10 protein-coding genes and 1 pseudogene are annotated in these 12302 nt (G+C 48.3%); 1 reads left to right on the plus strand and 10 read right to left on the minus strand.

Annotation, left to right across the window (positions count from 1 at the left end; all coding sequences use genetic code 11):
* Positions 1-375 (plus strand): annotated as a pseudogene (locus GZ1_RS19200) (coiled-coil domain-containing protein); the annotation flags it as partial.
* Between the two features lie 38 nt (positions 376-413).
* Here the strand turns inward: GZ1_RS19200 and GZ1_RS04310 are convergent.
* From GZ1_RS04310 to gucD, 10 genes are all read right to left on the minus strand, one after another.
* The gene (locus GZ1_RS04310; RefSeq protein ID WP_044745224.1) at positions 414-1373 is read right to left on the minus strand and encodes a siderophore ABC transporter substrate-binding protein; all 960 of its coding nucleotides are present in this window, start codon (positions 1371-1373) and stop codon (positions 414-416) included.
* A gap of 258 nt (positions 1374-1631) precedes the next feature.
* Complete coding sequence (locus GZ1_RS04315) at positions 1632-2387, minus strand: iron ABC transporter ATP-binding protein (RefSeq protein ID WP_060787964.1); 756 nt, start codon at positions 2385-2387, stop codon at positions 1632-1634.
* A complete protein-coding gene (locus tag GZ1_RS04320) occupies positions 2381-3331 on the minus strand; it encodes an iron chelate uptake ABC transporter family permease subunit (RefSeq protein WP_060787965.1) in 951 nt (316 codons plus the stop codon). The genes GZ1_RS04315 and GZ1_RS04320 overlap by 7 nt, the downstream gene beginning before the upstream one ends.
* A complete protein-coding gene (locus GZ1_RS04325; protein WP_013145615.1) occupies positions 3324-4271 on the minus strand; it encodes an ABC transporter permease in 948 nt (315 codons plus the stop codon). The genes GZ1_RS04320 and GZ1_RS04325 overlap by 8 nt, the downstream gene beginning before the upstream one ends.
* Positions 4272-5081: 810 nt before the next feature.
* Positions 5082-5405 carry an AtuA-related protein gene (locus tag GZ1_RS04330; protein ID WP_015374603.1) on the minus strand — a complete coding sequence of 108 codons (324 nt, stop codon included), beginning with the start codon at positions 5403-5405 and terminating at the stop codon, positions 5082-5084.
* 5 nt (positions 5406-5410) lie between these two features.
* On the minus strand, positions 5411-6721 hold the full coding sequence (locus GZ1_RS04335; RefSeq protein ID WP_015374602.1) for an acyclic terpene utilization AtuA family protein: 1311 nt from the start codon (positions 6719-6721) through the stop codon (positions 5411-5413).
* Positions 6722-6764: 43 nt separating this feature from the next.
* On the minus strand, positions 6765-8054 hold the full coding sequence (locus tag GZ1_RS04340) for a CitMHS family transporter (RefSeq protein WP_015374601.1): 1290 nt from the start codon (positions 8052-8054) through the stop codon (positions 6765-6767).
* A gap of 315 nt (positions 8055-8369) precedes the next feature.
* Positions 8370-9803: a sigma-54 interaction domain-containing protein gene (locus tag GZ1_RS04345; protein WP_020278757.1), complete on the minus strand. Its 1434-nt coding sequence runs from the start codon at positions 9801-9803 to the stop codon at positions 8370-8372.
* Positions 9804-9936: 133 nt separating this feature from the next.
* On the minus strand, positions 9937-10518 hold the full coding sequence (locus tag GZ1_RS04350; protein WP_060787966.1) for a Uma2 family endonuclease: 582 nt from the start codon (positions 10516-10518) through the stop codon (positions 9937-9939).
* Between the two features lie 134 nt (positions 10519-10652).
* Positions 10653-12119, minus strand: a complete 1467-nt coding sequence (gene gucD, locus GZ1_RS04355) for an alpha-ketoglutaric semialdehyde dehydrogenase GucD (protein WP_060787967.1) — start codon at positions 12117-12119, stop codon at positions 10653-10655.
* Positions 12120-12302 lie beyond the last annotated feature (183 nt).

Raw genomic sequence — 12302 nt, forward strand, 5'->3', positions numbered from 1 at the left:
CAGGAAATGCGCAAAGAGCAAGAAGAATTCCGGCGGATCCAGCAAGCTCTCCTTGAAGGCCAAAAGCGGTTAGAAGAAGAACAAGCCCATATCAAAGCCGGCCAAAAAGAACTGTATGATCTGATGTCTGCCCTGCTTCACCGCCAGGATGAAACCGACGCCGCACTCGACGCCCTCGCGATGGACGTGCACAAACTTCACGGTGAAGTTTCTTCCATCCACCAAAGACTCGACTCCTTAGAGAAAAAAGTCGATTCCCATGCCCAATCATTCAATGAACAGCTGAACAACATCAAACTTGACATCACCTTCCTCTCGAACAAAGTCATCGAACACGAACGGGAAATCTACAAAATTAAGAATGTCATTTTATGACGATAAAGCAGGCGGGCCGCCTAAGCCCGCCTGTCCTTTTATTTCAATCCTTCTTCCACCTGTTTGATCATTTCCGACACCGACGTCAATCCGCCGCCTGAGAGATACCAATAATTTGGATCCAAGTAGACAATGTGGCCGTTTTGATATGCTTTCGTCTTTTTCACAAGCGCATTTTCAATCGTTTGCTTCGCTGTCGGCTTTCCTTCTACAACGGCGTCGCGGTCAATGACAAACAAGTAATCCGGGTTTTTCTCGGCAATGTACTCAAATGATACGCTTTGTCCATGAGGATTCGTCACTTTCAAATTCGGGTCTGCGGCTGGCACGCCGAGCACATCATGGATGAGCCCAAAGCGCGAACCTTTGCCGTACGCACTCACTTTCCCACCGGTCGTCAAAATGATCAGCGCTTTTTTGTCTGCAGCCTTTGTCTTCACTTCTTCGATTTGTTTTTCAATATTGGCCAGTTCCTCATCTACTTCTTTTTCTTTGCCAAACATTTGCCCGATCAGCTTCATATTGTTTGTAAATGAATCCCAATAATGTTGAGTGTCAATCCCTATATACACGGTTGGGCCAATCTCTTTCAACTTGTCATACAAATTTGCTTGACGACCGGAAATAAAAATGACATCCGGCTTGATTTCGCTCAATTTTTCAAAATCCGGCTCCATCAAGCTGCCGACGTTTTGGTAGTCGCTGCTTTTATATTTCTCCAAGTATTTCGGCACGTTCATCTGGGGCAAAGCTGTCACCTTCACCCCTAGTTTATCAAGGGTGTCCAGCACTCCAAAATCAAAGACAACCACTTTCTCTGGATTTTTCTTGACTTTCGCCTCTCCAAGCTGGTGCTTGATCGTCATTTCCTCGGCTTGTTCCGTTTTCTTCTCGTCATTCTTCCCACTTGCTCCGTTGCTTGTATTCTCCTTATTGCCGCAAGCAGCCAGTACAATGAGAAGCAAAGCAACCACTACCATCAGCCAACGCTGTTTCATTGGCTATACCCCCCTTTGGAAATTCAAATTATATGTTGACGGCTTTCGTATTCACTCGACAAAGGGCGCCCTTTCTTGCCGATGTCAACATGAAAGCCGGCTCAACCATTTTTTACTTAATTGGAATCTTCTTCATTTTGATCGCGTCTCCCCGTCCCATGTTTGAATCCGAGACGGAGCTCTTCACCAAGCAGGCCCATAGGCTTCCACAGCCCGCTTTTTCACTAGTCAAGATGGACGCTTTCTCATGGAAAATTGCTAAAAATACACACAGATGCGCCGATTTTCAATCGTCTGCACGCGCACATCCAAATCATAAATGCCGCGAAGCACTTCATCGCGCATGATCGATGAAACATCCCCTTCACAGACGACCGCTCCATCTTTTAACGCGACCATATAATCGGAGTAACAGGAGGCAAAGTTAATATCGTGCATCACCATCACGATCGTTTTGCCAAGCTCATCGACCAGCTTGCGCAACACTTCCATCATTTGCACGGCGTGTTTCATATCCAAATTGTTCAATGGCTCGTCCAAGAAAATATAATCCGTATCTTGCGCCAACACCATCGCGATATAAGCTCTCTGCCGCTGTCCGCCGCTCAACTCGTCCATATAGCGGTCTTGCAATGGCTCCAACTCCATATAGCGGATCGCCTCACGCACATAGTCGCGATCTTGGCGCGTCAAGCGGCCGCGCGAATACGGAAAGCGGCCGAACGACACCAATTCGTGTACCGTCAAGCGAGCCGCAATGTGGTTGGATTGCTTCAAAATGGAAATTTTTTTCGCCAACTCTTCTGTCCGATAACGAGCAATTTCTTTTCCTTCAATCCAGATTTCTCCGCCATCTTTTGGAATTAAGCGGCTCATCATGGACAAAAGCGTGCTTTTCCCCGCCCCGTTCGGGCCAATGAGCGATGTGAGCTTGCGGCGTGGAACAGATAAAGATACACGGTCAATCACGGTCTTCCCACCGTATCGCTTCAATACTTGTTTCACCTCTACCATGCTTTTCGCTCCTTTAACAAAAGGTATAGAAAATAGATGCCTCCGACCATGTTGACAATGACAGACAACGTCGTCGAAAAGGTGAACACTCGCTCGACTACCAGCTGGCCGCCAACGAGGGCGATGATGCCGAACAGCGCCGCTCCTGCAAGCAAATAACGATGTTCATACGTTTGAAAAAACGCATACGCCACATTGGCGACTATCAATCCGAAAAACATGATGGGACCAACAAGCGCGGTCGAAACCGACACCAACACCGCCACAATCATCAGCAGCCGTTTGACGACCGTTTCATACGCCACGCCTAAATTGATCGCATGATCTTTGCCGAGCGACAGCACGTCCAACTCGTGAAGATGACGGTATGTATACAATGTCGCAGCCGCAATGAGCAGGCCTGCCGGCCAAAGCAAGTCTGTTTTTATATTGTTGATGCTCGCAAACATTCGATCTTGAATGATGGAAAATTCATTTGGGTCAATCAAATATTGCATGAAAGACGTCAAACTTTGGAAAAACGTACCGAGAATCATCCCAACAAGCAAGATGAAATATAAATTTTGCCCTTCACGGCGAAACAAAAACGAATACAATAAAACTGAAAAACCGATCATCGACCCAGCAGACAAGAGAAAGTGCAAGGTGTTGCCCATCATGGTCAACGTCGTCGAACCGAACAAAAACACCACAGCAGTTTGTACAAGCATATAAACGGAATCAAGCCCAATAATGCTTGGAGTTAAAATACGATTATTGGTCATTGTCTGAAATAAGACGGTCGAAACCGCCCCCGCCCAACCGACAAGCACCATCGCGACAATCTTTTCGCTCCGCGAGCGCAACACATAGTCAAAATCCCCTCGCAAGTGTGCAAACAAAAACAGCACGATCAATCCGAGCGCCAATACCACGAGCACAACCACTTTCATCCGATTAGACATACTGCTTCGTTCTCCTTACGAGCAAATATAAAAAGACACCGCTTCCGATTACTCCAACCGTCAAGCCGATCGGAATTTCGTATGGATAAATGGCGACTCGGCCAAATACATCGCAAATTAGCACAAACAAAGCGCCAAATATGGCTGTCAACGGCAATACTTTGCGCAAATGATCCCCATAATACATCGTGACAATGTTCGGAACGATCAGCCCTAAAAACGGCAGCGTCCCAACCGTCAACACCTCAACAGCAGAAACAACAGCGACAATGAGGAGACCGGTGTAGACAATCGAACGGTAGCGAACCCCTAAGTTCGTCGCCATCTCCTCCCCCATGCCGGCGATCGTAAACCGATTGGCGTATACATAAGCGATTGCCATGAGCGGAACGCTCACATACAGCATTTCATAACGTCCTTGCATCATAACGGAAAAATCGCCGTGCATCCATGCGGACATCGATTGAATCAAATCATATTTATAAGCCAAAAACGTCGTGACAGAACCGACAATATTGCCAAACATCAAGCCGATGAGCGGAATAAAGATCGAATCTTTGTACTTCACACGATCCAAAACCGTCATAAACAGCAGCGTCCCCGCAAACGCAAACACAACGGCAATAGCCGCCTTCACAAGCGGCCCTGCGGCAGCGAATGCAATCATGGACACCAACAGGCCAAGCCGCGCCCAATCCATCGTTCCCGCCGTCGTCGGCGACACAAATCGGTTTTGGCTCAACTGCTGCATGATCAAGCCGCAAATGCTCACGCTTGACCCGGCGATCAGAATGCTGATGAGCCTCGGCAAGCGACTGATCAAAAACACTTCCCACGCCTCACGGTCGCCGGCAAACAGCTCGCGAGGCGATAAATCATGCACACCGACAAACAATGATGCCGCAGCCAAAACAACAAGGAGCACCATCCATTTTTTCATGTTTTCTCATCCTGTCTTCCATTCTATCCCATCATACAAGTCGAATGACGATGCCATGTCCAGAGGGCTGGTGAAAAACGACCGATTTCGCCGAACCCGTTGCTTTCAGCTGAAAGAGAAGCGTTGATTTTACAGGACTTCTCAATTTGAGAAGAGATTCCGTTTTCCGCGATTTTTCACTAAATCACCAGCCTTCCAGACTCAATTGCTTTACAGGTGCAATTATGATATTGATTATCTTTCCTAATTAAAAAGATAAATTCTGCTTGTGTTGAGAAGCAACCAGCACCGCCAAGATGGCTGGCATCTCCTCAATCGCTGTTCTTTTCAAGTCAAGCCATTCTGTCCGCATGCGGCCACCACATCTCACTCCATTCTTTTGAAAACCATGTTCCCGCCCAAACCTCTAAAAAGAGAAGGATTATCATTTTCACATACCATATTTTAATTGATAAAAATTATCATTGTCAATATTTTCATCATTTTTTTTTCTGTTTTCTTATTTTTTCTTCATTTATCGACAAAAATAAGGTTCTCTTTCGTTTGAGACACCCTTCCTCTAGAAGGACGATGGTGGGCAAAAGAGGGGCGAAATACGTTCAGCCTTCTAAAATTCCTGCACCTCTCGAGGTTGCCAATTTCGGCGCAGCATCCATTGTTGACCAGCAAGATCGGAAGGCTGGAAAATGTTGTACAACATGCTGTTGGTCCCAACATCTTTTTCATCTTGTATAATTCAGCTTTTTCTCGCGAAAATGCTGCCGATTTGTATGCAACAGCATGTTTTGTCCAGCCTTCCCGTATCTAGACTTATATTCCTTTCTGCAACTCAATCTCCATCTCGAGCAAAGCATAGCTTAACGTTTTGCCATGCGGGTCAAGGGCCAATGAGGTAGTGACGCCGCCTTCAAGCGCATCTTGACAGACAAATTGCAAGGAGGCGATGTTGGGAAGTTCGTATCGAACCACATCCCCTTTCACAATCGAGCTCAAATGCTCCTTCACTTTTTCTGCGGTTACCATTTGGGACAGCAGAGGATAATCCGTTTCCCGAAAAGGAATAAGCGACAAGATTAACGTATTTCCTTTGTCCCCGGCCCGGCAGTGGGCCAAATCATACAACTTCACTCTCATCGTCGTCACTCCCGGATCGTTATTTGTACATTGACCATTTGGCGTGGAATCAATGTCGAAATAATGCCAATGACCTCATGCACGTATTTCCTTGCCCCGCCGCCGCCTGCCGGGCCGTTTGTGTACAGCGATTCCACTTCCTCACCAATCAGTTCAGCCTGTTCTTTTGTATCCGCTTTCCCTGCCACCCGCAACCGGACTTCATACGGCTCGCCGCCCTGTCCTAAAAATGACCGATGGGCTGATGATAAGCCAATATAGTCCACCTTCAGATTCACAAAACAGTCTTTTAACCGCTCATACACAATTTCCCCGGCAAGCTGCGCCCGCCGCAAAGCGTTCGGCCCCGCATACGAAATTTCGCCTTCCCCGACAAAACCGCCATGATAGCCAATGCTCACCTTTAACATATCTGGTTTTGTTTTGCCACTTCCTCCGGTGATCTCAACACGGTCCGGACCGATTTCGCGCAGTTGGACTGTTGTCAAATCAACAACCACATCAGGGGTGATATAGGCTGTCGGGTCAGTCACTTCATATAACAGTTGCTCTTTGACAGTCATCGGGCAAATGATCCCTCCTGTCCCGTCTACCTTGCTGATCACAGCCGTACCGTCAGGCATCACATCAGCAAACGGAAACCCAAGTCTAGCCATGCCAGGGACGTCTTTCTTTCCCGGATCCGCAAAATAGCCGCCGGTAATTTGTCCGGCACACTCGAGCAGGTGACCGACAATCGCTCCCTTAGCTAAACGTTCTGTATCATCAAGCGGCCATCCATAATGGTAAATCATCGGCGCAAGAAATAACGACGGATCCGCTACACGGCCTGTCACGATTACGTCTGCCCCCGACTGCAGCGCAGGCAGGAGCGCATCAGCACCAAGGTAAGCATTCGCGGATAATATCGTTCCGTAGCTATCGATCGGTTTCCCTGACTCAATTGCCAACATTTGTTTATCAATCTTTTCCATTACATCATCCCCGATGACAGCCGCTACTTTTATTTTTAGTCCCTTCTCCCGCGCCATAGCGGCGATGCGCTCCGCTGCCGCTACTGGATTGGCAGCCCCCATATTCGTAATCAGGCGGACGCGGTGCTTCACAATGAGCGGAAGAAGCAGTTCCATTCTTTTTTCTAATAACGGGTCATACCCGCGGGAAGGGTTTTTCCATTTTTGTTTTTGCGCCAAAGCAATCGTTCGCTCCGCCAAACATTCCAAAACAAGATAGTCCAACTGTCCCTTCTCTACTAAAATCGCGGCAGGCTCCAACCGATCACCGGAAAATCCTGCTCCAGCTCCTATTCTGACCATTTTCTCGCCTCCGTTTGCTTTCTTGTTACATTCCTTGTTATTATCAGAGAGAAATCGCCCCCGTAGCTAAAGCGACAATCGTCATCACAATAGTCGTTCCGAACGCCCATTTAAAAATAAATCGTTGGTGGGCACCAAGATCGACACCTGACAAGCCGATAAGTATAAAGGTGGATGCCGTCAGCGGGCTGAGCGGAAAACCAGTTGTCATCTGTCCCAAAATGGCAGCGCGCCCGATTTCGACGGGATCGATGCCGAATGAAGCCGCCGTTTCGCTTAAAATCGGCAAAACTCCAAAATAATACGCATCAGGGGTAAAGACAAGACTTAACGGCATGCTTGTGACCGCCACTATAAGCGGCAAATAAGATCCCATCGCGTCAGGAATGATCGAAACCATCGCTTTCGCCATCGCATCAACCATTTTTGTACCGGTTAAAATGCCAGTGAAAATGCCGGCTGCGAAAATCATCGTCACCACCAATACAACATTGCTCGCATGAGACGTGAGCCGCTCTTGCTGATCCTTGACATGCGGATAATTAACAAGCAAGGCAATCGCAAACGCAAGCATAAACAAAACCGGAAGCGGCAGCCACCCTTTAATTAAGGAAACGAGCAACACAATCGTCAAAATGACATTAAACCAAAATAAGTTAGGCCGTTTCGCCTCTCCCCCGTCAAGTGACGGTGTCAGTTGTTCCGTATCCAGTTCGACGACTCCCACTCGTTCCCGTTCCTTTTTGCCGAGCCAATAAGCAGCAAACAACACCCAAACAATCCCCGCCAACATCGCTGGAAGAACAGGGTTAAACAACTCGGTTGAATCGACATGCAGTGTTGCCATAGCTCTAGCCGTCGGACCACCCCAAGGAATCATGTTCATTACTCCAGCCCCTAAACAAACGACACCCGATAGTGTAAGCGGATTCATTCCTAAACGCCGATAAAGAGGAAGCATCGCCGAAACGGTAATCATAAAAGTCGTCGCCCCGTCGCCGTCGAGGGCAACCAGCAATGTTAGCGTTGCTGTGCCGATGACAATCTTTAACGGATCACCTTTTACTAAACGAAGGATGCGCGAAACAATCGGATCAAACATGCCGCTGTCGATCATCAACCCGAAATATAGGATGGCGAATGCAATCATAATCCCCGTCGGAGCTACTTTTTGAATTCCTTCCAACATCATCGTTCCCATCTGCGTCCCAAACCCGCCGATCAGCCCAAAAACCACCGGTACAAGCACTAAGGCAATCAATACCGAGATTTTTCTTGCCATGATTAAAGCCAGAAAAACACCAATCGTTAAAAACCCCAATAACGCCAACATTATCCCATTCCCCCTTCAAAATTGTTTCGTTCTATTTTCTTGCAAAATAAGTGCCAATGCCAAAAACAAAAACATCCGCTTTACATTCAATACAGCGGATGCGCCTTTTCTTATTCTTTAGAAAATGAATGGCTAAAACATGAATGCACTCCTTGTTGCTGCTCATTTCTAAAAAACTAGAATCGTTTCTAGGAAATTAAAAAAGACAATGAGCGATTGATTGCCAAAAAAGAAAAACCTTAACAGGCAAGGTTTAGTGGATAGCGCTTACAAATCAAGAATATTTGCTTCACCACAGCTCCCCTCTAATATTTATCATCCGTTAGGAGCAGAAGAAGGCAAATCCTCAGAAATCCCTAACTTTTTCAATTTGTTATACAACGTGGCGAGTGACACGCCAAGCTCTTTAGCCGCTTGTTTCTTCCCTTGTACATCGGTGCCAAACTGACGAAGCGCTTCGACAATCAAACGCTTTTCTGTTTCTTCAAGCATCTTTCGTAACGGTTGGATCGATGTAGAGGAACGGAAAACCTCCGGGTCTTTCATGATCGATGGGGGAAGATGATGCAGATCAATTTCCATTCCATCAGTCATGCAAATGGCATAATCAATCACGTTTTTTAATTCTCTTATATTTCCAGGCCAATCGTATGATTGCAACAAAGCCATTGCAGCCTGGCTGATTGAGCAAACAGGACGCTGTCCCCCACCACCTGAGGCTTGTATTATAGAATGAGCCAAAAGAGGGATATCTTCCTTCCGCTCACGGAGCGGGGGGAGATGAAGCGTAATTACATGAAGGCGATAAAACAGGTCTTCCCGAAAATACTGCTTTGCTACAAGCTGGCGCAAATCCTTATTTGTTGCGGCAATGATGCGCACGTCAATCCTCCTTTCGTGTGTATCTCCAACTTTGCGAATTGTCTTTTCTTGCAGCACACGCAATAGCTTTGCTTGCAAATCATACGGAAGATCCCCGATTTCGTCCAAAAAAATCGTTCCCCCGTCCGCCAGTTCAAACAGCCCGATTTTCCCTCCTTTTTTCGCATGTGTAAACGATCCCTCCACATAGCCGAACAATTCGCTTTCCAGCAAAGCGGCAGGAATGGCCGCACAATTTACAGGAACAAATGGATGTTCAGCACGCGGACCCTCCTGGTGAATCGCCTGAGCAAACAGTTCCTTGCCGGTTCCACTTTCCCCCATAATTAACACTGGCAAGTCCGACTCTGCCGCCCGTTTCGCGATACGGATCATTTCCTTGATCTTGTCATTATGGCCGATGATATGCGCAAACGTATAAGTAGCCCGATAAATCGAATAGACGGTCCTTTTCAATTCATTCAATCTTTCTTTGTTTCGCTTCAGCTCCTGCGTCAATTTGTGCACTTCCGTCAGCCCTTTGCAAACTGATACCGCTCCAATCACTTGGCCATGGACAACAATCGGTGCCATATCAACGACATACTCATTGGAACCTTCCTTGCGGTACACCCCGGTTCTCACTTTCCCGTCCTTCAACGTTTCTGGGAGAAGGGCGTTAGGCCGCACATCGCGCAGCCGTTTACCTATAATCTCGTTTTCCTTCACACCTGTTATGCGTGTATACTCCGGATTGACAAGGCGCACAACCTCACAGTCATCGATCACTAGTACGCCGTCATGGACGGACTGAAGAATGGCGAACAGCCATTGCGCTTGTCCATCAGCATCTTTGACGAGCTTGTCGAAACGACTCACCACTTTCATTCCCCCTTCCACAAAGAAAAAAGCTATTTCTCCCCTTTGTCTTTGATTTCTAAGCGTTTCTATCAGCCAAGCAACAGCAGACTTCTGGAGCGAAACGTGTTTGTTGTTATTTTGTATGCAGCTTCACCGCTCTTCACGACGTCAAAAACGCAAAAATCTCCTTCACGGAAAAGCGCACCTCGGGAAACGTGGTCGATGCAGCCGCCCCGTTGGCTGCATCGTACACGTCTTCTAGCTGAAACGCTCCCGATTGCCAAACGTATTTTTCCATCACCTGGTGCTGATAATCGACAAGCCAGTACTCGCGGACTCCTGCTTTCTCATAATAATGACGCTTAAGCAGCCGATCGTTGCGGGCCGTGCTTGGCGACAACACTTCCACCACCAGGTCGGGAGCGCCGTAACACCGACCTTGGCGCAGTTTCGTTCGATCGCAAATAATGGATAGGTCGGGCAGCACCGTTACATTTTTCGTTCCTTTTTGTTCATCTTCAAACAAAAGGACGACTTGGAGGTTGCTTCCGAACACAAGACAAGGACTTCCTTTTAACGCCATGCGAAACTCGGCAATCAAATTGGCCACTACACCTTCATGTTCATAAGGAGCTGGGGACATCAACACAATCGTTCCTTCGTACAGCTCCATCCGCTCGTCTCCAGCTAAAGAAAAGAACTCGCCGAGCGTATACCGGCGTTGCTCGCCTGATTGGCTCATGCCGCTCTCCCTCCCTGCACATGCTCTTTCTTCTATTGTAAGCAAACCGTTTGCTCGCCGACAATCGCCTTCGCCAATGGCTTGACGCTAAAAAAAGCGCCCTGCCTAAACGGCAGCGCACTTTGCTCCATTTCTTATCCTTTGACCAACACCGTTTTCATCGCCGTGAAAAACTCGATGGCCGCGCGCCCTTGTTCCCGCGAGTGGGAGCTGGACTGCTTCATCCCGCCAAACGGCGCTTGCAGTTCGACGCCGGCGCTTTCTTCATTAATCCGGACGAGCCCGGCTTCGATGTCTTGGATGAATGCAAGCATCTTGCCGATATTTTGCGTAAAAATCGAGGCGCTCAATCCAAATGGCGTGTCATTGGCCAGCGTGATCGCTTCCTCGAACGTATCGACTTGGATCAACGCGAGCACGGGGCCAAAAATTTCTTCGCGGGCGATCGTCATGTCGGGCGACACGTTTTCAAAGATGGTCGGCTGCACATAAAACCCTTTTGCCCGTTCCCCATCGGTCAAACGTTGCCCCCCGTAAACGAGCGTCGCCCCTTCTTCGATTCCTTTTTGGATATAAGAAAGGACCGTCTCGAGCTGCTTTTGGCTGGCGCACGGCCCCATCCAAACGCCGTCCTCGAGTCCATTGCCGATGTTCAGCTGCTTCACTTTTGCCAACAATTTTTCCTTAAATTGATCATAGACGGTGCGCTGGACGAACACACGGCTTGTCGCCGTGCATTTTTGTCCCGTGGAACGCAGCCCGCCGCTGATTGTTGCCTCGACGGCGCGATCAAGATCAGCGTCCTCGAGCACGATCACCGGATTCTTTCCGCCCATTTCCAGCTGGTATTTCGCCCCTCGGGCCACCGCTTTTTGGGCGATCGTTTTGCCGACTTCATTGGAGCCGGTGAAGGTGATGCCGTGAATGTGGGGATGTTCGGCGATCGCATTGCCGATGATCGATCCTTTGCCTGTCACCAAATTCACCACACCGGCCGGCAGCCCCGCTTGATCAAAGCACTCCACGATTTTCGCGGCGGTGACAGCTGTTTCCTGCGCCGGCTTAAACACCACCGTGTTTCCATAGACGATGGCAGGTGCGATTTTCCAAATCGGAATCGCGACTGGAAAGTTCCACGGCGTGATGACCCCAACCACGCCAAGAGGCACGCGCGTGGTAAACATCAACGCTTCGCTGTCCATGGATGGAATGACCTCGCCGATGGACCGCATCCCCTCCCCAGCATAGTAGCGCAAAATATTGACTCCCCGCTGCACTTCCCCTTTTGCTTCCGGGAGCGTTTTTCCCATTTCTCTTGTCATCGTTTCGGCGATCTCGTCAAGCCGTTTCTCAAGAACGTCAGCCGCGCGGAACAAATACTCTCCGCGTTTCGGGCCGGACAGCTTCCGCCATGCCGCCTGCGCCCTTCGCGCCGCCTCCACCGCGGCGTTCACATCTTCCGCACCGGACTCTTGGACATAGCCGACGATGTCATCGATGTCGGCTGGATTGAGGCTGGCTTCCGTTTTCCCGGATGAAGAAGGGACCCATTCTCCGTTGATGTAGTTCAAGTATGTTTGTTTTTCTGTTCCCATCTTCATAATATCTTCTCCCCCTTTCCATTCACGTGATCGCTGCATACGATCTCGGAAAAAATGTTTGCCCTTGGTCATGATCTGAAAAATACAAGTTCATAACACTACTATAATATAGTTGAAATATTTTGTGAATTATATAAGTTGCAATTTTTTTACATGGCATTGTTCGCTCTTTTTGTCACCGTG

This window comes from Geobacillus zalihae NBRC 101842, assembly GCF_001544135.1.
Classification (GTDB): Bacteria; Bacillota; Bacilli; order Bacillales; family Anoxybacillaceae; genus Geobacillus; species Geobacillus zalihae.